This window comes from Roseateles agri (assembly GCF_034043675.1).
Lineage (GTDB): Bacteria > Pseudomonadota > Gammaproteobacteria > Burkholderiales > Burkholderiaceae_C > KK5.
In genome coordinates, this window is sequence record NZ_JAXCLA010000001.1 from 382,460 (window position 1) to 402,697 (window position 20,238).

Sequence of the window (20,238 nt, forward strand, 5' to 3'; positions counted from 1 at the left end):
AGGCCCCGCGTGAGGCCGCCGTTTTTCGATCGACCACGGAGTTTAGCCCAGGGCAGCGACGCACCGGACTCCGGTCGCCGACTTTGCACCTCGGGTGTTCACTGACTTGCCTGACGGACCATTTCGCGCATTTGGTCCAGGGAAACGTGAGTCTCGGGCTGCACCTTGAGCTTGGGCGCGGCCTTGAACGCGTGGCCGTACACCACTTCCAGCGACAGGCGCAGGCGCCCGTCCGCGCCGCGCAGGCCCTCCAGTGCGGCCAGCAGTTCGCGCCGCCAGCCGCGCCCGCGCAAGCCCGGGAAGCGGTCCGGCGCGACATTGCCGCCGAGCGCGCGCAGGTCTTTCAGCAAGGCCTCCGGCTCGCCCCAGGTCAGCATGATCCGCTCCTGGTCCATCACCGGATCGGCGAAGCCGGCGCCGACGACCAGGTCGCCGATGTCGTGCATATCCCACCAATCGGGAGCGATGCGGCCCCAGCCGCGCGCGGCGAACAGCGGGCGCAGCTCGACGAAGCTGTCAGGACCGAGGCAGGAAAACATCACGAAGCCGTTCACCGCCAACGCGGCCTGCCACTGCGCGAGCAGGCCCGGCAGATCGGCGTGGGCATGCAAGGTCATGTTTGCCCACACCAACTGGGCCTGGCCCGGCGCCACGCCGTCCGGCGCACTGACGTCGACCTTCGGTGCACCCTTCAAACGCTGTAGCCAGCCGCGCTTCGCGGCCGTCGCGCTGCGTTCCAGCAGCTCCGGCGTCGGCTCTACCCACAGTTGCTCGGCGCCCTTGTAGACCTGGGCCAGCGCCTCGCCGCCCGCGCCGAGGAAGGCCGACCACTGCAGCCAGCGCTGCGGCTGCAGCTTGATGATGGCCAGCCGCTCGGCCATGCGCTGCGCCACCTCGGCATGCAGCCACGGCCCCGCGGGCGCCGCCGCCAGGCGACGGGCATGGCGCAGCAAAGCCACTCGATCCAGGCGCTGCGGCCGTGGGCTGCGCTCATCTGCAGCAATGATGCTTTCCGACATGGGGCGGCAGTATATTGAGCCATGTCTGGCCGCGCCCTGAGCACCGCCAAACCCGCCCTGGTCGAGCGGGTCTTGATGCGTTGCCCGGGCCAGTGCTCGGTCTGCCGCAACTGGTCGAACCAGCGCGTCTGTGCCGATTGCCTGATGCGCTATGCCCGACCGGCGCCGCGCTGCTGGACCTGTGGCGCACGGCTGCCGATGGAGCGCATCGGCCACCGCGAACCCAAGTGCGGCGCCTGCCTGCGCAGCCCACCGCCGCTGGACCGCACGATCGCCGCGCTGGACTACGCCTTCCCCTGGGACGGCCTGCTGCAGCACTACAAGTTCCACCAGGCGATCGACCTGCGCGAGACGCTGCTGGAGCGGCTGAACCAGTCGCTGTCGATCGCCGAGGCCGAGGCGCCCGACTGGCTGCTGCCGGTGCCGATGGCCGTGCAGCGCCAGCGCGAGCGCGGCTACAACCAGAGCTGGGAGCTGGTGCGGGCGCTGGCGCGGCGGCGCAAGCTGCGCTGCGACGGTGAGCTGCTGCTGCGCGTGCGCGATACTTCGCAGCAGTCCCAATTGCCGCTGAAAGAGCGGGCGAAGAACGTCAAGGGCGCCTTCGCCGTCGATCCGGCGCGGCTGCGCGAAGTGCGCGGCTGCCACGTCGCCCTGCTGGACGACGTGATGACCAGCGGCGCCACCTTGTTCGAGATCGCCCGCGTGCTGCGCCAGGCCGGCGCCGTCAACGTGCAGGCCTGGGTGGTGGCACGGACGCCCGAATAGCTACTGATAGACCGCATGTTCCACATCGTTCTGGTTCAGCCAGAAATCCCGCCGAACACCGGCAACGTCATCCGCCTCGCCGCCAACACCGGCTGCACGCTTCACCTGATCGAGCCCCTGGGCTTCTCGATGGAAGACAAGCTGCTGCAGCGCGCCGGCCTGGACTATCACGAGTACGCAGCCGTCAAGCGCCATGCGGACTGGGCCGCCTTCCTGGTCGACGCAAGCCCCGACCCCGCACGGATGTTCGCGTTCACGACCAAGGGCAGCCGCCCGTTCGCCGAGCCCGCCTATCGGCCTGGCGACTTCTTCGTGTTCGGCTCCGAGACAGCCGGCCTCGCGCCCGCATTGCGCGAGAGCTTCCCGCCGGAGCAGCGCGTGCGCCTGCCGATGCGGCCGGGCCAGCGCAGCCTCAACCTCAGCAACAGCGTGGCCATCGCGGTGTTCGAGGCCTGGCGCCAGAACGACTACGCCGGCGGGGCCTGACTCTCCGCCTTGGCCTCGCGGCCCATCAGCAGGTCGACCGCATTGGCCGCGGACAAGCGCCCGTCCAGCACCGCGACGACGGCCTCGGTGATCGGCATCTCGACACCGCGCGCCCTCGCCCGCGCCAGCACCGTCGGCGCGCTGTAGACGCCCTCGGCCACATGGCCCAGTTCGGCCAGGATCTGCGGCAGCGGCTTGCCTTCGGCCAGCAGCAGGCCGACGCGGCGATTGCGTGAGAGATCCCCGGTCGCGGTAAGCACTAGGTCGCCCATGCCCGAAAGGCCCATGAAGGTCTCGGTGCGCGCCCCCAGCGACAGGCCCAGACGCAGCATCTCCGCCAGGCCGCGGGTGATCAGCGCGGCGCGGGCGTTGAGGCCGGCGCGCAGGCCGTCGGACGCGCCGACGGCAATCGCCATCACGTTCTTGACCGCGCCGCCGACCTCGACGCCGATCGGATCCAGTGAGGTATAGACGCGCAGCCGCTCGCTGTGGAAGGCCGCAACGGCCGCCTGCGTCAGCGCCTCGTCCTCGCTGGCCGCGACCAGCGCCGTCGGCTGGCCGGCCGCCACTTCCTGCGCGAAGCTCGGGCCAGACAGAATGCCGGCGCGCAGCCGCGGCTGCACCTCGCGTGCGATCTCGTGGCCCAGCAGGCCGGTGCCTGCCTCGAAGCCCTTGCACAGCCACAGCACCGAAGCCCCGTCTGGCAGCCGCGCCAGCGTCGTGCGCAAGGCTGCCATCGGCGTGGCGACGACGATCAGGCCCTCACGACCATGCGCGATGGTCGCATCCAGGTCGGCGCTCACCGCCAGGTTCGGCGGCAAGGCCGCATCGGGCAGGTAGCGCGCGTTGCGGCGCGTGGCCGCCATCTCCTGCACGGCGGCCGCATCGCGCGCCCACAGCACCACCTCATGCCTTGCCGCGGCCTGCACCGCCAACGCCGTGCCCCAGGCCCCGGCGCCCAATATGCTGATCTTCATCGTCTGTCCGTGGCGAAAACAAAAACGCCTCGCTGCAAGTGTGCAGCGAGGCGCATTGTGAGCGAAGACTCGCTTAGTTGACCGCCGTGCTGCCGCCGGACTGGGCTTCGAGCTGCGCCTGGCGCGCCTCGAACATGGCCTGGAAGTTCACTTCCGTCAGGATCACCGGCGGGAAGCCGGCGCGGGTGCAGACGTCCGACACGATGGCGCGCAGGTACGGGTAGATCATCTGCGGGCAGACGATCGACAGGATGCCCTCGGTCTGCTCGGCCGGCACGTTGCGGATCTCGAAGATGCCAGCTTGCTTGGCCTCGATCAAAAACAGCGTCTTGTCGCCGACGGTGGTCGTGACGGTGGCAGTGACCGTGACTTCGAACATGCCGTCAGCCACCGGCTCGGCGCCCAGTGCCAGGTTGATGTCGACCTTCGGCTGGGTCTGTTCCAGCAGGATCTGCGGAGCGTTCGGCTGCTCCAGCGACAGATCCTTCAGGTACATGCGCTGGATCTGGAATACGGGGGTGTTGTTTTCGTCAGCCATGGCGGAAATCTCGGGTGTCCAAAATGAAACGCCCGCCAGCGATGCTCGCTGACGGGCGGCTTGGCGGCGATTATGGCGCAGCGCTTATGACAGCTTCGTGGGGACTTGCCCGCCCTTGAATTGGGTGGTTCAGCCCGCAAGAAGGGGCTGCAAGCCGCCACGCTGGTCCAGCGCGATCAGTTCGTCGCAGCCGCCCACATGGGTATCGCCGATGAAGATCTGCGGCACGGTGCGGCGGCCGGTCAGCGCGATCATCGTGTCGCGCTCCGCGGGATTCTGATCTACGCGGACCTCGTGGATCTGTTCAACGCCACGCTGCTTCAACAGGCTCTTGGCCCGGACGCAGTAGGGGCAGACCAGCGTCGTGTACATCTTGACGGCTTGCATTTGAAATGGATCTCAGCTCTTCGTGACAGGCAAATTCGCCTCGCGCCAGGCTTTCAACCCGCCGGCCAGGGACTGGATGTTTTCGTAACCCAGCTTGCGAAGGATGCCAGCAGCGCGGCCGGCGCGTGCGCCGCTCTGGCACACCAGCACGACGGGCAGGGTTTTGTTCGAGGGCAGCGACTTGTGGCCGTCCAGAGCTGCTAGCGGGATGTTGCGCGAGCCGGCGACATGGCCCGTGGCGTATTCCTCGGCCTCGCGCACGTCGATCAGCACGGCCTTCTCGCGGTTCATCAGGCGCACCGCCTCGGTCGTGTCCACCTGCGAGCCGCGCGCGCCCTGCGTCAGTGCCGGCCACAGCAGCATGCCGCCGGAGATCAGCGCCGCCACGAGCGGAATCCAGTTTTCGATCAGGAAATTCAAGTGCAGCTTCCGTAGGTGAAAGCCGAAGATTATAGAAAGGCCGCCCGATAGAATCGCTCGCAGCCCATCCCCGGGCGGCTCCCGCACCCCGATTACCCATGTACAAGCTCGTGCTCATTCGCCACGGCGAATCGACCTGGAACCTCGAAAACCGCTTCACCGGCTGGACCGATGTGGACCTGACCCCGACCGGAGTCGAGCAGGCCAAGCAGGCTGGCCGCCTGCTGAAGGAAAGCGGTCTGGACTTCGACGTCGCCTACACCTCGGTGCTCAAGCGCGCCGTCTGGACCCTGTGGCACTGTCTCGACCAGATGGACCGCACCTGGCTGCCGGTCGTCCACCACTGGCGCCTGAACGAGCGCCACTACGGCGCGCTGCAGGGCCTGAGCAAGGTCGACATGGCCAAGAAGTTCGGCGACGAGCAGGTGCTGGTCTGGCGCCGCAGCTACGACACCCCGCCGCCGGCGCTGGAGCCGGGCGACCCGCGCAGCGAACGCAGCGACCCGCGCTACGCCAAGCTGAACCCGGCCGACATCCCGCTGACCGAGTGCCTGAAGGACACCGTGGCCCGCGTGCTGCCGTTCTGGAACGACTCGATCGCGCCGGCCATCAAGCATGGCAAGCGCATCGTCATCGCCGCCCACGGCAACAGCATCCGCGCGCTGGTCAAGTACCTGGACAACATCGGTGACGACGACATCGTCGGCGTCAACATCCCGAACGGCATCCCGCTGGTCTACGAACTGGACGCCGACCTGAAGCCGATCAAGAGCTACTACCTCGGCGACGCCGAAGCCGCCGCCAAGGCCGCGGCAGCGGTGGCGAACCAAGGCAAGGCCTGACCCGATGCCCCGCTTTGCCGCGAACCTGAGCTTGCTCTACAACGAGCATGAGTTTCTCGACAGGTTCGCGGCCGCGGCGGCCGATGGCTTCGATGCCGTCGAGTTCCTGTTTCCCTACGAACACCCGCCCGAGGCGATCGCGGAACGGCTGCGGGCCCATGGCCAGAAGCTGGTGCTTCTGAACGCGCCGCCGGGCGACTGGGATGCTGCCGAGCGCGGCCTCGCCTGCCTGCCCGGGCGCGAGGACGAGTTCCGCGCCAGCGTGGACACCGCCATCCGCTACGCCACGGCCCTGGGTTCGCCGCGCATCCACGTGATGTCAGGCGTGCTGCCGCCTGGTGCCGAGCGCGCCGACCTCGCGCCGCTGTGGCTGACGAACCTGCGCTGGGCCTGCGAGCAGGCCGCCGCCGCGGGCCTGCGCCTGTGCATCGAGCCGCTAAACCATCGCGACATGCCCGGCTACTTCCTGCACCGGCACCAGCAGGCGCTGGCGCTGATCCACGCGGTGGGCGCAAGCAACCTGGGCCTGCAGATGGACTGGTACCACTACCAGATCTCCGAAGGCGACCTGGCGATGAAGCTGCGCCGCGTCATCGCCGACGGCGTGCTGGAGCACATCCAGCTCGCCGGCGTGCCGGATCGCCATGAGCCCGACGAGGGCGAGCTGCGCGTCGACTACCTGCTGAGCCTGCTCGACGAGCTGGGCTACGCCGGCCACGTCGGCTGCGAGTACCGGCCGCGGGCCGGCACATCGGCCGGCCTGGGCTGGTTGGACGCCTGGCGCTGAGGAGACTGTCTCAGCGACGCGCGTTGCGGCGGCGCGATGCCACGCCCATGCCCGCCATCGCGAGGCCGACCAGCGCCAGCGAGGCCGGCTCCGGCACCGTCGCCGCCTGCGGCAAGGGGACGGCGCCCAAAGCGTTGGCGCCATAGTTCGCCGTGCCGCCGGCCACGCTGTAGCCGAAGCTCTGGGACAGCGTCATCACGATGCCGTCGGGCGTCTGGCCGGCGGGCACGCCGGTGAAGCCGGCCACGCCCAGCGCGTTCTGCGTGAAGACGGACAGGTCGATCGCCACCTCGATCACATCGGGATCGGCCGACGTGCCGGTGAACACCGCCGTCTGGATCAAGTTGGCCGCAGTGTCGTACACCGAAGCGCCGGTGTTCGGATAGAAGGCCTTGTCATTGGTCGTCTCGAAGCCGATCGACGAGTAGCTGCCGCTGCCGCCGTAGTACAGACGGAAGTACAGGTTCGCAAACACCAGTGAGTCGTTGACGGCCGGGCCCGTCGTCTTCACGGCGGCGTACAGGTACTGCGAATCGGCTCGCATGTAGATGTCGTAGGCGACGTTGTCGCTGAGGTTGGTCGGCGCCCCGAAGTTCGTATTCGGCGCGGTGGCGTCGTACAGCACGTGGGCGGGGGTCACGCCCGCCCAGTCGCTGCCGATGACGCCGTCGAGACCGACCGGGCCGGCCATCGCGGCGATCGGAGCAGCAGCCAGGAACAGGGAAAGCAGTCGACTTGCTTGCATCGGGAATCCTCGTACAACGTTTCGAAAAGATATCAAACGTTAGCAAATGATGGGCCCGACCCCAGAAATCCTTTGCCGGACAAGCAGTTGCAAGTTTCGCGGCGAGCATCGAGCTCGCCGAACGTAAGAAAAGCCGACTCCGAGCTTACCCCGCAACCGGCGTCAGCACGGTCGCGATCTGCTCACGCATCGTCTCAGCCAACGCACGCCGGTCGGACTGCGCCGTCACCGGCACCAAGGGCAGCAAGGTCAGCTCGATCGCCAAGCCCTTCGCCGTCAGGATGCGCCCGACGCTCTGCAGCAAGGTCGTCTCGCCGACAAACTCGGTCGAGGTGCTGAACCATTGCCCCGGCTCGTGCCAGCGCAGCACCAGCGGCTGCACCGGCTGCTGCGCGGCGATCGCGGCCTGCAGCAGGTTGCCGTGGAAGGGCAGCAGCGGCGTGCCGGGGCCGACCGTGCCCTCGGGGAAGAAGGCCACCGTGTCGCCCGCCTTCAGCGCATCGGCGGTCTGGTGGACGACTCTCAGCGCATCGCGCTTGCTGCCGCGTTCCAGATAGATCGTGCCGGCGCCGTCGACCAGCTTGCCGAGCACCGGCCAGTCGCGGATCGCTGCCTTGGAGACGAAGCGCGCCTCGGGCATCAGTGCGTGGACGGCCGAGATGTCCAGCCACGAGGCGTGGTTGGCGACGATCAGTTTCGCGCCCGGCTGCGCCGTGCCGTGCACCGTCATGCCGATGCCCAGCACGCGCAGCAGCCCGGCGGACCACTGCTGGATGTGGCGCTGGCGGCCCGCCGCATCCAGCGCGCCGAAGCGCAGGTGGACGATGGCCAGGCCGCGCAGCACATGCAGCAGCAGCCGCGCCAGACGGCCGGCGGCGACCAGGCCTCTGGGCATCACTCGTCGGCCGTGTAGGCCAGTTGCCCCGCCACCAGCGTATAGCGCACGCGGGCCGGCAGCTCGAAGCCGCTGATCTCGAACGCGAACGGCGTGTGCTTGCCCTGACTGCGCAGCAGCTCAGGTCTAACCGACCAGCTCGCATCGGCGTCGAACACGCAGACGTCCGCCACGCCGCCGGCCACCAGGCGGCCGGCACTGTTGCCCAGCGAACCGAGCGCGGCACCGAGCACCCGCACCGGCTCCGAGGTGATGGCCGCCAGGCCGCGCGACAGCGGCAGCTTCTCGTCGGCCGCCCAGCGCAGCGCCAGGCTCAGCAGCAGCTCCAGGCCGGTGGCGCCCGGCGTGGCCTCGGCGAAGGGCACGTTCTTCTCGTCGGCGCCGACCGGCATGTGGTCGCTGACCAGCGCGTCGATCGTGCCGTCGGCCAGGCCGGCGCGCAGCGCGTCGCGGTCGCGGCCCTGGCGCAGCGGCGGCGTCACGCGCATCGCGGGGTTGAAGTAGCCGATGTCCACGTCGGTCAGGTGCAGCGAGTTGATCGACACATCGGCCGACACCTTCAGGCCTTCCTTCTTCGCCGCGCGGACCATCTCGACGCCGGCGGCGCTCGAGATCCGGCACAGGTGGACGCGCGCGCCGGTGGCCCGCATCAGCTCGAAGAGCGTGTGCAGCGCCACAGTCTCGGCCATCACCGGCACGCCGGAGAGGCCCAGTCGCGTCGCCACCGCGCCGCTGGCCGCCACGCCCTTGCCGAGCCAGGCATCCTGCGGCCGCAGCCAGACCGTGTAGTCGTAGGTCGCGGCGTACTGCAGCGCGCGCACCAGCACCAGCGTGTCCTGCACCGGCACCTCGGCCTGCGAGAAGCCGACGCAGCCGGCCTCGGTCAGCTCGGCCATCTCGGTGAGCGCCTCGCCCTCGAGGTTCTTCGTCAGCGCGCCGAGCGGGAACAGGCGGCAACGGCTGAGCTTGCGCGCGCGCAGCTTCAGCATCTCGACCAGGCCCGGCTCGTCCAGCGTGGGGTCGGTGTCCGGCGGGCAGACGAGGCTGGTGACGCCGCCAGCGGCCGCGGCCTCCAGCTCGGTTTCCAGCATGCCCTCGTGCTCGTGGCCGGGCTCGCGCAACCGCGCGGCCAAGTCCACGAGACCGGGGGCGACGACCAGACCGGTGGCGTCGATCGTGCGCTCCGGCTCGAAGTTGCCGGCATCGCCGATGGCGACGATGCGGCCAGCGGCGATGGCCAGGTCGCCGACCTGGTCCAGGCCGGAGGCGGGGTCGATCAGGCGACCGTTCTTGATGAGGATCTTCATGCTTCGTTCCCGGCCAGGATGCTCATGACGGCCATGCGCACGGCGATGCCGAAGGTGACCTGCGGCAGGATCACGCTCTGCTTGCCGTCGGCCACGTCGGAGGCGATTTCCACGCCGCGGTTGATCGGGCCCGGATGCATCACGATCGCATCGGGCTTGGCCAGCGCCAGCTTCTCCGGCGTCAGGCCGAAGTGCTTGAAGAACTCGCCGGCGGAGGGCAGCATCGCGCCGCTCATGCGCTCGTTCTGCAGGCGCAGCATGATGATCACGTCGGCGTCGCGGATGCCTTCGGCCATGTCGTGGCAGACCCGCACGCCCATCTCGCGCAGGTCGCCCGGCACCAAGGTCTTAGGACCCACCGCGCGGATCTCCGGCACGCCGAGGATGTTCAGCGCGTGGATGTCCGAGCGGGCCACGCGGCTGTGCACGATGTCGCCGACGATCGCCACCGTCAGCTTCGTGAAGTCCTTCTTGAAGTGGCGGATCGTGTACATGTCCAGCAGGCCCTGCGTCGGGTGCGCATGGCGGCCGTCGCCGGCGTTGACGACGTGGACGTGCGGCGCGCAGTGCTGCGCGATCAGGTAGGGCACGCCGGACTCGCTGTGGCGCACGACGAACATGTCCGCGTGCATCGCGCTGAGGTTGGCCACCGTGTCGAGCAGGGTCTCGCCCTTGGCGGTCGAGCTGCGCGCGATGTCGAGGTTGATCACGTCGGCGGAGAGGCGCTTGGCGGCGATCTCGAAGGTCGTGCGGGTGCGCGTGCTGTTCTCGAAGAACAGGTTGAACACCGACTTGCCGCGCAAGAGCGGCACCTTCTTGACCTCGCGATCGTTGACCGAGAGGAAGGTCCCGGCCGTGTCCAGGATCTGGTGGATCAGCGGCCGGGGCAGGCCTTCGATCGACAGCAGGTGGACCAGCTCGCCGTGCTTGTTCAGTTGGGGGTTTCGTTTGCTCAGCATGTCTTACCTGGCTTGGATGTCGAAGCTGAAGCGGCCGGCCTCGTCCTTGGCCAGCTGCAGGTTCTGCGATTCGGCGAGGCTCACCCTCGCGGCCGAGAAGGCCGGCTCGATCGGCAGCTCGCGCCCGCCGCGGTCCACCAGCACGGCCAGCGTGACGCCGGCGGGCCGGCCGAAGTCGAACAGCTCGTTGATCACGGCGCGGGTGGTGCGGCCGGTGAAGAGCACGTCGTCGATCAGCAGGATCGGGCGGCCGTTGACGTCGAAGGGCAGCTTCGTGTGGTCGGGGCTCGCGCTCATGCCGCGCGAGCCGAAGTCGTCGCGGTGCAGCGAGCTGGAGATCACGCCGTGGCTGCCGGCCAGTTGCAGATCCTTCTGCAGACGCTCGGCCAGCCAGGCGCCGCCGGACCAGATGCCGACCAGCGCGGTGTCGGGCTGCAGCAGGCGGCGCACGCCTTTCAGCAGCTCGGCATACAGGGCTTCGGCATCGAGATGGAGAGTGCTCATCGGTCTTCCCTGAGAAATTGTTCGAGGATCAGCGCGGCGGCGGCGGCGTCCACGTCGCGCGCGCCATGGCTTTCAGCTTCGACGGAGGTGTAGCGCTCATCCACCTCATGCACCGGCAGGCGGAAGCGGCCGTGCAGCTGGCGGCCGAAGCGGCGCGCGCGCTGCGTGGTCTCGTGCTCGGCACCGTCGGGATGGAAAGGCACGCCGATGACCAGCGCGTCGGGTTGCCATTCCTTGATCAGCGCGGCGATGGCGTCGAAGGGGGCGTTCCCGGCGATGCTGCGCAGCGGCTCGGCCTGCCCGCTGAAGCGGCTGCCGGTGGCCACGCCGATGCGCTTGGTGCCGAAATCGAAAGCCAGAAAGGAGTTTTGCGAACGAGCGGCTGGAGCTTCCACAGCCGTCATGCGTGACCGGCGTCGCTGCTGAGCATGCGCGGATCGATGCCCAGCAAACCCAGTGCGCGCTCGTAGCGCTGCTCGATCGGCGTCTCGAAGATGATCTCCGGCGCCGCGCTGACGGTCAGCCAGCCGTTGCGGCCGATCTCTTCCTCGAGCTGGCCGGCGGCCCAGCCGCTGTAGCCCAGGGTCACCAGCACGCGCCTCGGGCCGGCGCCGTTGGAGAGCGCTTCCAGCACGTCGCGGCTGGTCGTCATCTCCAGGCCGCCGGGCACGGCCAGCGTGGCGTTGTAGTGGCCGCCCTCGGCGTCCAGCGGTTCGTGGAGCACGAAGCCGCGCTCCGTCTGCACCGGGCCGCCGTAGTACACCGGCTCGGCGGCGAGCTCGTCGTGCGGCAGGCTCAGCTCGACCTTTTCGAACAGATTGCCCAGGGTCAGCGAGATCGGCTTGTTGATCACCAGGCCCAGCGCGCCCTTGTCGTTGTGCTCGCACATGTAGACGACGCTGCCGGCGAACGCTTCATCGGCCATGCCGGGCATGGCGATCAGGAACTGGTTGGTAAGGTCGATCCGGTCGGGCATGTAACCATTTTAAGGCGGAACGGATGGCCGCCGGACCGTCAGGCCGCTCGCCCGAGGGCGGTTTAAGCGCTGGTTCAGGCGGCGCCTCAGGCCGCGCGTAAAAAGTCACCGATCACCTCGGCCGTCTCGGCCGCCCGGGTCAGCAGGAACAGGTGGCCGTCGTCGAACACGTGCAGCGTGGCGTTGGGCAGCAGCAGCGCATGCAGCCGGGCGTTGATCAACGGGATCAGCGGGTCGTCGTTGCCGGCCAGCACGAGCACCGGCATGCGCATCCGCCACAGCCAGGGCAGGCTGCTCCAGCCGAGCATGGCCAGCAGCTGGTACTGGTAGCCGCGCTTGTCGCCACCCTTGGCGTGATCGGTGAACAGCTTGATCGCCTCGGGGTTGTCGCGCAGGTCGCCGCCGTAGAGCTCCGGCGCGATGCGCTTCATATAGCCCTTCTCGGTGTAGCGCTTGGGGCTCGCCATCTTCATCAGCACGCTGGGCTTGCCGGGCACCATCGCCATGCCACCCATCGAGGTGGCGGCGAGGATCAGCCGGCGCACGCGGTCCGCATGCTTGATCGCGAATTCCTGCGCGAGGCCGCCGCCCCAGGACACGCCCATCACGTCGACCGGCCCCGTCACGCCCAGGCGCTCCAGCACCTCGCAGGCCAGGTCGGTCAGGAAGGACAGCCGGTAGGGCCGCCTGGGGGCCGGCGATTTACCGGCGCCGGGCACGTCGAAGATGATCGTCGCCACGCCGGGCAGCTTGGCCATCAGCGGCGCCGCCAGTTCGAGATTGGCGCCGATGCCGTTGAACAGCAGCATCGGCGGCCGGCCGACGGCGCCGGAGTGCCTGGCGGCGGGCCGCACGCCCACGCGCAGCCGCTGCTCGCCGATCGTCATCTCACCGATGTGGACGCCGGTGGCGGCGTCGAGGGTGGCGTCTTTCAGGGCATCAAGCTTCAAGGACATAGGTGCCGGGAGCGGCTTCCATCGGTCGGTATTTGCGATTGCCCGGCTTCTTCGGCGCCACCACGCGCTCGCCGGAGCGGGCGGAGATCCAGCGGAACCAGTGCGGCCACCAACTGCCCTCTTCCCGACCGGCGCCAGCGGCCCAGGCATCGCCGTCCGCGGCCGTCGCCTTGCCGGCGAAGAAGTAGGCCTTGGGTGCGCCCGGCGGGTTCAAGAGGCTCTGCAGATGCCCGGCATTGGCGAGCACGAACTCGCTGCCGGGGCCGTAGATCCGCGCCGTGTCGTAGCAGGCCTTCCAGGGCGTGATGTGGTCGGTGATGCCGGCGACGATGTAGGCGTCGACCTTGACCTGCTGCATGTCGATCGGCTCGTCCATCACGACCATCTTGCCGGCGTTGACGAAGGGACTGTGCTCGAAGATCGCCAGCAGGTCACTGTGGAAGGCGGCGGGCAGCCGCGTCGTGTCGGCATTCCAGAACAGGATGTCGAAGGCCGGCGGGTCGTTGCCCATCAGGTAGTTGTTGACCCAGTAGTTCCAGATCAGGTCGTTGGGCCGCAGCCAGGCGAACACTCGCGCCATCTCGTTGCCATCCACGTAGCCGCGTTTCTTCACCGTGGCGCGCAGAGCCTTGAGACTCTCCGGCGTGACCAGCAGGCCCATCGTCGTGTCGGCCGTCTTGGTCGGGTCCAGCACGCAGACCGGCGAGATCACGTTGACGACCTTGCCGCCCTGCCCCGTGGCGGCCAGCCAGCCGAGATAGGCCGCCACGGTCATGCCGCCCGAGCAGGCGCCCCATAGGCTGACGTCCGGGCTGCCGCTGATCTTGCGGGCCACGTCCACGGCCTCGTCCAGCGCCTCCACGTAGGTGGACATGTCCCAGCCGCGCTGGGCCTTGGTCGGGTTGCGCCAGCTGACGGCGAAGACCTGCACGCCCGCGTCCACCGCGAACTTGACGAAGCTCTTCTCCGGCGACAGGTCCAGCGCGTAGAACTTGTTGACCTGCGGCGGGCAGACAACCAGCGGCCGCTGCAGCACCTCAGGCGTGGACGGCGCGTACTGGATCAGCTCCAGCACCTCGTTGCGGAAAATCACCGCGCCGGGCGACAGGCAGATGTTCTGGCCGAAGGCGAACTTGCTCTTGTCGACCGAGGACGGCAGGCCGCCGTTGTGGCGCAGGTCGTGGACGAGGTTCTTCGCCCCCTTCAGCAGCGAGAGGCCGCCGCTGTCGATCGCGCGCTTCAGCGCGGTCGGGTTCATCAGCGTGTTGCTCGGCGCGATCGCATCGATGTAGATGGACGCGACGAGCTTGGCCCGCGCCCGGTCGCGCGGCTTCAGCTTGACGCTGTCGAGGTAGTCGTTGAGCGCAGCGCCGGTGGTCGCGTGCGCCTGCTGCAGGCGCCGATGGACGGGGCTGTGCTGCCAGGCCGGGTCGGCGAAGCGACGATCCTTCGTATCGGGGGCGGCCTCGCCGTCCTTCTTGCCGCGCAGCACCTGGCCCAGCGCCTTGGCGTAGGCGCCCAGGTGCCTGGCCGCATTGGCCGGCTGGGTGATGAAGGTGCTGAAGATCGCCTGCGCGCCTTCGCCGAAGTCGCGCGGGTTCAGGCCGATCAGCGGATTGACGGCCAGCGTGTTGCGCGCCGCCGCGTCCTCCAGCGGGCTGGACGGCGCCTCCGGAGCCGGCTCGGCGGGCTTCTTGCGCGCCGCCCGCTTGCGGGGCGGCGACACGCGGGGCTGCTCGGCGCGCGGTGACTTCGGCATCAGCTTGTCTCCGGATCGTTATCGGACAAGCTTCGCACGCACCCGGGCGGTGATCCACCCTGGAAACCCTTCATCAGGCTGAAGGGCGCCTCTACTGGACGGCCGCCAGATGCTCCGGGCTCGTGTAGCGCTGGATCAGGCCCAGCAGGTGCTCTTCGTCATAGGGCTTGCCGAGGTAGTGGTCGACGCCCAGCTGGCCCGCGTAGTCGCGGTGCTTCTGCGCGATCCGCGAGGTGATCATGATCACCGGCAGGTGCGACAGGCGCGCGTCGTTGCGCATATTGCGCACCAGGTCGAACCCGTCCATCCGCGGCATCTCGATGTCGGACAGCACCAGCGCGGGCAGTTCCTCGCCGGCCAGCTTCTCCATCGCGTCCATGCCGTCCTTGGCGAGCTGCACGCGATAGCCCTCGCGCTCCAGCAGGCGCTGGGTCACGCGGCGCACGGTCAGCGAGTCGTCGACGACGAAGATCAGCGGCGCCAGCGCCGGAGCCGCCACCACCTGCGGCACATCGGCCTGCGGCTGCTGCGTCTGCCGCACGCGCTCCTGCGCCGCCACCCCGTACCAGTTGGCCAGGGCCACCGGGTTGTAGATCAGCGCCACATCGCCCGAGGCCAGCAGGCTGATGCCCGCCAGGCCCGGCACGCGGTGCAGTTGCGGGCCGAGGTTCTTGACCACCACTTCCTGGTTGCCCATCACCTCGTCCACATGCAGCGCCAGGCGCTGCTGCGCGCTGCGCACCAGCACGACCGGTTGCGTCTTGCCGTGGCCGTGGCCGCGGTCGCTCTGGCCCATCAGGCCGCCGAGCCAGTAGAAGGGCTGGGCATTGCCGTCCAGCTCGATCTGGCCGGCGGCGTAGCCCGCCTCGACCTGGTCGCTGGGCAGGCGCAGCACGGCGTCCATCAGGCCCGCCGGCACCGCCACCGTCTGCTCGCCGCAGCGCAGCACGACGATCTGCGTCAGCGCCGTCGTCAGCGGCAGGCGCAGCAGGAAGCGCGAGCCCTTGCCGGGCGTGGATGCCGTCTCGATCGAACCGCCCAGGGTGCTGACCTCGGCCCGCACGACGTCCATGCCGACGCCGCGGCCCGACAGCTCGGTGACCTTGCCGGCCGTCGAGAAGCCCGGCGCGAAGATCAGGTCCATCAGCGCCTTCTCGTCCGGTGCATCCTCAGGCTTGATCAGCCCTTGCGCGAGGCCGCGTTCGCGGATGCGGTCCAGGTCCAGGCCCTGGCCGTCGTCGCCGAATTCGAGCAGGACTTCGTTGCCCTCCTGGCGCACCTGCACGCGGATCGTGCCGGTGGCGTCCTTGCCGATCATCGAGCGCAGCTCGGGCAGCTCGATGCCGTGGCTGACGCTGTTGCGCAGCAGGTGCTCGAAAGCGCCGGCCATGCGCTCCAGCACCGAGCGGTCCAGTTCCGTCTGGCCGCCGACGATGTCGAGCCGCACCTGCCTGCCCGCGTCGCGCGCGGCCTGGCGGACGACGCGGTGCATCCGCTCGCCCATCGCCGTGTCGAACTCGACCATCCGCGTGCGCAGCAGGTCGTCCTGCAGCTCGCGCGTCAGCCGCGACTGCGCGGCCAGCTCGTCTTCGCCCAGTTGCACATTGCGCTGCAGGCTGCGCTGCACGGTGGCCACGTCGTTGACCGACTCGGCCAGCATCCGGGTCAGTTCCTGGAAGCGGGTGTAGCGGTCGAATTCCAGCGGATCGAAGTCCTGCGAGGCCGCGGCCGCGGCTTCCTGCTGGCGGCCCATCTGTGCCTCGGCCTGCAGCTCCAGCTCGCGCAGCTGGCCGCGCAGGCGGTCGAGGTTGTCGTCCAGGTCCAGCAGCGCGGACTTCATCTGCGCCAGCTCGGACTCCAGGCGCGAGCGGCGGATGCTGACCTCGCCGGCCTGCGCGGCCATGCGTTCCAGCAGGCTGCCGCGCACGCGCACCAGCGCCTGCAGGCCAGTGGTTCCGGCTTCGGACGTGTGCACCTCGCCCTCGTTGGCGGCCAGGCGAGCCCAGTCGATCTGCGGGCCGATCACCGGCTCGGGCGGCATCTCCAGGTCGATGTCCAGCGTGCCATCGAAAGCTTCGGCTACCTCGGTGTCAGCTACCGCCATAGGCATGGTTCGCCCGGCTCGCTGGTCGTGGCACAGCCGCTCGAAGCTGGTCTCCAGCGCGTCGCCGGCGTCCTGCAGCTTCGCCAGGTCGGCGGGCTGCACGGCGCCGGCCGCCAGCACGGCCTCGATCGCGGATTCCAGGTCGTGGGCCTGTTCGCCCAGCTGCATGGCGCCGCACAGCCGCGCGCCGCCCTTGAAGGTGTGCAGCGCGCGCATGCAGGCGGCGGCGCGGCGGCGGTCATCGGGCCGCTCGGCCCATTCGCGCAGCGCGCCGTGCAGGTCTTCCAGCAGGTCGTGCGCCTCTTCCTCGAAGATCGGGAACAGCTCGCTCTCGATCTGGTCCGGCAGGCCGGGCTCGACCTCGTCGGCATCGGCCGAGGGCATCTCGAGGGCAAGCGCCTCTTCGATGTGCGGCTCGGGCTGCGGCTGCGGCTCCGGTTCGGGTTCAGCTTCGGGTTCGGGCGCCGCCTGCAGTTCGGGTTCGGGCGCGGGCGCCTCGACCGGCGAGGCCTCGACAGCCGTGAGTTCCTCCAGCGTCGGCGACTGCGTGCTCGGCTCCGGCACCGGCAGGTAGTCGTTGAGCCGCGCCACCAGCTCGGCGTCGTGCGGCTTCAGGAAGCCGGCGGCGAACTGGTGCAGCAGGTGGCGGATGTCGTCGGCGGCGCGGACGAACATCTGCGCTTCCGCCTCGGTGTAGCGGCTGGTGCGCTGCGCGCGGGCCAGCGCATGCTCCAGCGCGCGGGCCAGCGAGGACAGGTCCTCGTAGCCGACGGTGCCGGCATTGCCCGCGAGCGCATGGGCCAGCGATTCGCTGGCCGCCGGGACGGGGCGGGACAGCTCCAGCGCCCATTCGGCCAGCGACACGCCGAGGCGGCGCGACAGCTCGTCGGCCTCGTTCAGGAACACGTTGAACAGCGCGATGCTGATGCGCAGCGGGCCGATCACCTTGACGTCGTCGTCCTCGCCCTCTTCCTCCGGCTCGGGTTCCGGCGCCGCGGGCGGCGGTACCAGTTCGAGCAACGGAGCCGGCGGGGCGGGCTCGGGCTCGGGCTGGAGTTCAGGCTCGGGCTCAGGGATCGGAGCCACAGGCTCGATCAGCTCGCCGATCTCCAGGTTCAGGTGGAAGTCCGGCAGTTCGAAGCCGGTGGCGGGCGCGGGCTCTGCAGCCGCATCGATCAGCGGCATCGGCACGCTGCTCAGGTCGAGCTCGAAGGGCTCGTCGATGACAGGTTCCGGGATCGGCTCGGGCTCGAGTTCCGGCTCGGGTTCCAGTTCGGCCAGGGCCTCGGGGAAGACCAGGTCCAACGCGGGCTCGGCCACCGGCTCCGGCGGCGGGGCCGAGGCCCAGTCCGCCGGCAGCGCCTCGATGACGGGCTCAGCGATGGGCTCGACTAGCGGCTCAACCACAGGCTCGACCGGCGGCGCCAGCCGCAACGCATCGGCACCGCGGCGCAGCGGGTCGGGCAGGTACTGGCCGCCCTGGCGGCCGGCGATCTGCTCGCGCCAGCCGGCCATGTACTCCAGCGCCTCGCCGACGAAGCCCAGCAGCGGCGCGTTGGCATGCGGCTCGGCATCGGCCAGGCGCGCGTTCATCAATTGCTCGCAAGCCCAGCCACCTTCGCCGAACTCGTTCAAGCCGACCATCCGCGCGCTGCCCTTCAGCGTGTGGAAGGCGCGGCGCAAGGTGGTCATCTGCTCGCGGTCGTGGCTGTCGCGCTGCAGCGCGGCGACCGCACCACGCGCTGTGTCCAGCACCTCGCCGGCTTCCTCGAGGAAGATCTCGAGCATCTCCGGGTCGACGTCCATGACCGGGGCCGGCGCAGCCACCGAGACCGGTGGAGGCGGTGCGGGCGCAGGTTCCGGCACGGGCGCAGGCGCAGGGGCCGGCGTTTCGCCCAGATCCAGCGAGGGCAGGTCCAGCGACGGCAAGTCCAAGGAGGGAAGATCCGGCGGGAAGCCCAGCGCCGGCAGTTCTTCCGCCACGGGCGCGACGACCTCGACCGGCGGCACCGGCCGCGCGCCGCGGCGCCGGCCCATCACCGGATCGAGTCGGCCGCTGGCCTCGTCGAAGCGGAACATGCGTTTGGCCAGCGCCGGCTGGACGCTCAGCATGTCGATCAGGAAGCCCAGCGCGCCGAGATTGTTGGCGAGCCGCTCGAACAGCTCGCGCGGGCCGGGCAGTTCGGGGTCGACCTCGGTATTGGCGAGCTCGTCGACCTCGTCGCGCATGCGCAGGCAGGCGAGCGCGGCCTGGTCCAGGCCCAGCACGGTCAGCACGCCGCGCATCGCCTGCAGCTGGCCCGGCACCGGGATCAGCAGCTCGCGCCGCGAGGGCATGCGGAAGTATTCGTCCGCCTCGCGCTCGATCTCCGACAGGCTGGCGCGCAGCTCGTGAACGACGCTGCCCATGGTCTGGCGATCGGACACGCGGCGGTACAGGTCCTCCATCCAGGCTTCGAGCGCCTCGGGCGCTTCGCCGTGGGCGACGTTCTCGACCCGGCGTGCCAGCCGGTCGACGCGCGCGCCCTGCTCGGGCCGGTCGAAGGCGGCATCGTCCAGCGCCGCTTCCACGTACAGCAGGCTGGTCGCGACTTCCATCGCCAGCGCCGGATGCGGCGGCTGGCCGGAGCGCAGGGTGGCGACGACGGCGCGCTGCAGCACCTCGCCGAGCACCGCGCCGTGCGGGAACAGCCGCGACAGCGATTCGGCCAGCTGGGCGAACTGCTCGTCCAGCCCGGCGACGCGATGCATGTCGCCCTCGGCCGCGCTGGACCAGGATTCCTTGGCCAGCGTGACGCGCCGGCGCGCCTGCTCGACCCAGTTCGGATCGATGCGGCCCAGGGTCTCGTCCTCGTAGTCGCCGCGCTCGTCCTCGCCGAGGCCGTAGCTCTCCAGCACGGTCTGCAGCCGCGGCGCGGACTGGCCCGGCGACAGCGGCCGCGCCTGCGCGCAGAAGAACAGCAGGTCGGAGGCGAGTTGCTCGGCGATGCCGGCATCGCCACGGGCGATCACGCGCAGCTGCGACAGCAGCCGCGAGCCGAGGCGCTTGACGAAGGCGTCGGGCACCAGCAGGTCCAGCGCCTGCGCCTGGAACACCGCGGCGGCCAGCTGCCACAGCGTGCGCGAATGCGGCTGCTCGGGCGGCAGGCCGGCGGCCAGCGCGGCGCACAGCTCACTCAGCGCGGCTGCGTGCGCGGGCTGGGCCTGCGGGTTCTGCTCGCGCATCGCCTTCAGCAGCGCGGCCTCGAAGGCGGCGCGTGCGGACGAGGCCGGCAGCGGCCGGGCGCTCGCGTCGGCCGGCAGCTCCAGCCAGCGCCACTCCTGCTGCCACATCTCGGCCGGGTGGATGCGCTCGGCGTGATTGAACTGCTGCAGCTCGCGGTAGGCCGGGAACAGCGCCAAGGTGGAGGTCTTGTTGCCGGCGAGCGCGCGAGCGATGTAGGACATCAGCGCGAAGTCGGCCCGCTCGATCGTCTCGACGGCCGGCAGGTCCACCGAGGTCGGATGCTCGGCCAGGTTCTCGACCGCACGCTCGGCCGCGCGCAACAGCGTCGCGCCGGCCGGCAGGCCCACCAGTTGCAGCACGCCGGCCACCTGGTGCAGTTGCTGCGCTGCCGCCAGCAGCGGCGGGCTGGGTTGCGGCGTGAGGCCGTCCGCGCCAGCGAAATTGGACAGGCGCGTGTCGGTCTCGCGCAGCATCCGGCGCAGGGTCTTGTGCACGGTGTCCAGCGTGCGCTGCATTTCCTCCTGAACCCAGGCCAGGGGGCTCAGGTCGTCCGGAAATTCCGAGTCACGCGTCAAGGAATCCATGG

The 20,238-nt window shown here is 69.6% G+C and carries 19 protein-coding genes; 4 read left to right on the plus strand and 15 right to left on the minus strand.

The genetic code is table 11. From position 1 onward, the window contains the following. Positions 1-98: 98 nt before the first annotated feature. Positions 99-1,019, minus strand: a complete 921-nt coding sequence (locus SNE35_RS01800; RefSeq protein WP_320421068.1) for a class I SAM-dependent methyltransferase — start codon at positions 1,017-1,019, stop codon at positions 99-101. Between the two features lie 21 nt (positions 1,020-1,040). On the opposite strand from SNE35_RS01800, the gene SNE35_RS01805 reads away from it, so the two are divergent. Both SNE35_RS01805 and SNE35_RS01810 read left to right on the plus strand, forming a co-directional pair. Further along, positions 1,041-1,784 (plus strand): ComF family protein, encoded by a 744-nt coding sequence (locus SNE35_RS01805; protein ID WP_320421069.1) that lies wholly within the window; start codon positions 1,041-1,043, stop codon positions 1,782-1,784. Between the two features lie 15 nt (positions 1,785-1,799). After that, positions 1,800-2,270 (plus strand): tRNA (cytidine(34)-2'-O)-methyltransferase, encoded by a 471-nt coding sequence (locus SNE35_RS01810; protein ID WP_320421070.1) that lies wholly within the window; start codon positions 1,800-1,802, stop codon positions 2,268-2,270. On the opposite strand, the gene SNE35_RS01815 is transcribed toward SNE35_RS01810, so the two are convergent. The 4 genes from SNE35_RS01815 to SNE35_RS01830 form a co-directional block, all read right to left on the minus strand. After that, positions 2,252-3,247: an NAD(P)H-dependent glycerol-3-phosphate dehydrogenase gene (locus SNE35_RS01815; protein WP_320421071.1), complete on the minus strand. Its 996-nt coding sequence runs from the start codon at positions 3,245-3,247 to the stop codon at positions 2,252-2,254. The genes SNE35_RS01810 and SNE35_RS01815 overlap by 19 nt on opposite strands. A 73-nt stretch (positions 3,248-3,320) precedes the next feature. Continuing rightward, positions 3,321-3,785 (minus strand): protein-export chaperone SecB, encoded by a 465-nt coding sequence (secB, locus tag SNE35_RS01820; RefSeq protein WP_320421072.1) that lies wholly within the window; start codon positions 3,783-3,785, stop codon positions 3,321-3,323. Positions 3,786-3,914: 129 nt separating this feature from the next. Next, positions 3,915-4,172 carry a glutaredoxin 3 gene (gene grxC, locus SNE35_RS01825; RefSeq protein ID WP_320421073.1) on the minus strand — a complete coding sequence of 86 codons (258 nt, stop codon included), beginning with the start codon at positions 4,170-4,172 and terminating at the stop codon, positions 3,915-3,917. Between the two features lie 12 nt (positions 4,173-4,184). Next, positions 4,185-4,592 carry a rhodanese-like domain-containing protein gene (locus tag SNE35_RS01830; RefSeq protein ID WP_320421074.1) on the minus strand — a complete coding sequence of 136 codons (408 nt, stop codon included), beginning with the start codon at positions 4,590-4,592 and terminating at the stop codon, positions 4,185-4,187. A 98-nt stretch (positions 4,593-4,690) separates the two neighbouring features. On the opposite strand from SNE35_RS01830, the gene gpmA reads away from it, so the two are divergent. Further along, on the plus strand, positions 4,691-5,434 hold the full coding sequence (gene gpmA, locus SNE35_RS01835) for a 2,3-diphosphoglycerate-dependent phosphoglycerate mutase (protein ID WP_320421075.1): 744 nt from the start codon (positions 4,691-4,693) through the stop codon (positions 5,432-5,434). Between the two features lie 4 nt (positions 5,435-5,438). Continuing rightward, positions 5,439-6,221 carry a 2-oxo-tetronate isomerase gene (gene otnI / locus SNE35_RS01840; RefSeq protein ID WP_320421076.1) on the plus strand — a complete coding sequence of 261 codons (783 nt, stop codon included), beginning with the start codon at positions 5,439-5,441 and terminating at the stop codon, positions 6,219-6,221. Positions 6,222-6,231: 10 nt separating this feature from the next. Here otnI and SNE35_RS01845 read toward each other — a convergent pair whose 3' ends face one another. From SNE35_RS01845 to SNE35_RS01890, 10 genes are all read right to left on the minus strand, one after another. Continuing rightward, positions 6,232-6,966, minus strand: a complete 735-nt coding sequence (locus SNE35_RS01845) for a PEP-CTERM sorting domain-containing protein (protein WP_320421078.1) — start codon at positions 6,964-6,966, stop codon at positions 6,232-6,234. A gap of 145 nt (positions 6,967-7,111) precedes the next feature. Then, positions 7,112-7,861 (minus strand): lysophospholipid acyltransferase family protein, encoded by a 750-nt coding sequence (locus SNE35_RS01850; protein WP_320421080.1) that lies wholly within the window; start codon positions 7,859-7,861, stop codon positions 7,112-7,114. Beyond that, positions 7,861-9,168, minus strand: coding sequence for a dihydroorotase (locus SNE35_RS01855; protein ID WP_320421082.1), 1,308 nt, complete (start codon positions 9,166-9,168; stop codon positions 7,861-7,863). Before SNE35_RS01855 ends, SNE35_RS01850 begins: the two co-directional genes overlap by 1 nt. Next, positions 9,165-10,127: an aspartate carbamoyltransferase catalytic subunit gene (locus SNE35_RS01860; protein WP_320421083.1), complete on the minus strand. Its 963-nt coding sequence runs from the start codon at positions 10,125-10,127 to the stop codon at positions 9,165-9,167. Before SNE35_RS01860 ends, SNE35_RS01855 begins: the two co-directional genes overlap by 4 nt. Positions 10,128-10,130: 3 nt before the next feature. Continuing rightward, positions 10,131-10,631 (minus strand): bifunctional pyr operon transcriptional regulator/uracil phosphoribosyltransferase PyrR, encoded by a 501-nt coding sequence (gene pyrR / locus SNE35_RS01865; protein WP_320421085.1) that lies wholly within the window; start codon positions 10,629-10,631, stop codon positions 10,131-10,133. After that, positions 10,628-11,035: a Holliday junction resolvase RuvX gene (ruvX, locus tag SNE35_RS01870; protein WP_320421086.1), complete on the minus strand. Its 408-nt coding sequence runs from the start codon at positions 11,033-11,035 to the stop codon at positions 10,628-10,630. Before ruvX ends, pyrR begins: the two co-directional genes overlap by 4 nt. Further along, entirely contained in the window at positions 11,032-11,607 is a 576-nt protein-coding gene (locus SNE35_RS01875) for a YqgE/AlgH family protein (RefSeq protein ID WP_320421088.1), read from the minus strand. Before SNE35_RS01875 ends, ruvX begins: the two co-directional genes overlap by 4 nt. A gap of 86 nt (positions 11,608-11,693) precedes the next feature. Further along, entirely contained in the window at positions 11,694-12,563 is an 870-nt protein-coding gene (gene phaZ, locus SNE35_RS01880; protein ID WP_320421089.1) for a poly(3-hydroxyalkanoate) depolymerase, read from the minus strand. Beyond that, complete coding sequence (locus tag SNE35_RS01885; RefSeq protein ID WP_320421091.1) at positions 12,547-14,322, minus strand: alpha/beta fold hydrolase; 1,776 nt, start codon at positions 14,320-14,322, stop codon at positions 12,547-12,549. The genes phaZ and SNE35_RS01885 overlap by 17 nt, the downstream gene beginning before the upstream one ends. A 91-nt stretch (positions 14,323-14,413) precedes the next feature. After that, positions 14,414-20,236, minus strand: a complete 5,823-nt coding sequence (locus tag SNE35_RS01890; RefSeq protein WP_320421093.1) for a hybrid sensor histidine kinase/response regulator — start codon at positions 20,234-20,236, stop codon at positions 14,414-14,416. Between the last annotated feature and the right edge of the window lie 2 nt (positions 20,237-20,238).

Bases quoted from the DNA above. Each gene is read 5' to 3' on its own strand.
- SNE35_RS01800 (WP_320421068.1), bottom strand. From the start codon at position 1,019: ATGTCGGAAAGCATCATTGCTGCAGATGAGCGCAGCCCACGGCCGCAG.
- SNE35_RS01805 (WP_320421069.1), top strand. From the start codon at position 1,041: ATGTCTGGCCGCGCCCTGAGCACCGCCAAACCCGCCCTGGTCGAGCGG.
- SNE35_RS01810 (WP_320421070.1), top strand. From the start codon at position 1,800: ATGTTCCACATCGTTCTGGTTCAGCCAGAAATCCCGCCGAACACCGGC.
- SNE35_RS01815 (WP_320421071.1), bottom strand. From the start codon at position 3,247: ATGAAGATCAGCATATTGGGCGCCGGGGCCTGGGGCACGGCGTTGGCG.
- secB (WP_320421072.1), bottom strand. From the start codon at position 3,785: ATGGCTGACGAAAACAACACCCCCGTATTCCAGATCCAGCGCATGTAC.
- grxC (WP_320421073.1), bottom strand. From the start codon at position 4,172: ATGCAAGCCGTCAAGATGTACACGACGCTGGTCTGCCCCTACTGCGTC.
- gpmA (WP_320421075.1), top strand. From the start codon at position 4,691: ATGTACAAGCTCGTGCTCATTCGCCACGGCGAATCGACCTGGAACCTC.
- otnI (WP_320421076.1), top strand. From the start codon at position 5,439: ATGCCCCGCTTTGCCGCGAACCTGAGCTTGCTCTACAACGAGCATGAG.
- SNE35_RS01845 (WP_320421078.1), bottom strand. From the start codon at position 6,966: ATGCAAGCAAGTCGACTGCTTTCCCTGTTCCTGGCTGCTGCTCCGATC.
- SNE35_RS01850 (WP_320421080.1), bottom strand. From the start codon at position 7,861: ATGCCCAGAGGCCTGGTCGCCGCCGGCCGTCTGGCGCGGCTGCTGCTG.
- SNE35_RS01855 (WP_320421082.1), bottom strand. From the start codon at position 9,168: ATGAAGATCCTCATCAAGAACGGTCGCCTGATCGACCCCGCCTCCGGC.
- SNE35_RS01860 (WP_320421083.1), bottom strand. From the start codon at position 10,127: ATGCTGAGCAAACGAAACCCCCAACTGAACAAGCACGGCGAGCTGGTC.
- pyrR (WP_320421085.1), bottom strand. From the start codon at position 10,631: ATGAGCACTCTCCATCTCGATGCCGAAGCCCTGTATGCCGAGCTGCTG.
- ruvX (WP_320421086.1), bottom strand. From the start codon at position 11,035: ATGACGGCTGTGGAAGCTCCAGCCGCTCGTTCGCAAAACTCCTTTCTG.
- SNE35_RS01875 (WP_320421088.1), bottom strand. From the start codon at position 11,607: ATGCCCGACCGGATCGACCTTACCAACCAGTTCCTGATCGCCATGCCC.
- phaZ (WP_320421089.1), bottom strand. From the start codon at position 12,563: ATGTCCTTGAAGCTTGATGCCCTGAAAGACGCCACCCTCGACGCCGCC.
- SNE35_RS01885 (WP_320421091.1), bottom strand. From the start codon at position 14,322: ATGCCGAAGTCACCGCGCGCCGAGCAGCCCCGCGTGTCGCCGCCCCGC.
- SNE35_RS01890 (WP_320421093.1), bottom strand. From the start codon at position 20,236: ATGGATTCCTTGACGCGTGACTCGGAATTTCCGGACGACCTGAGCCCC.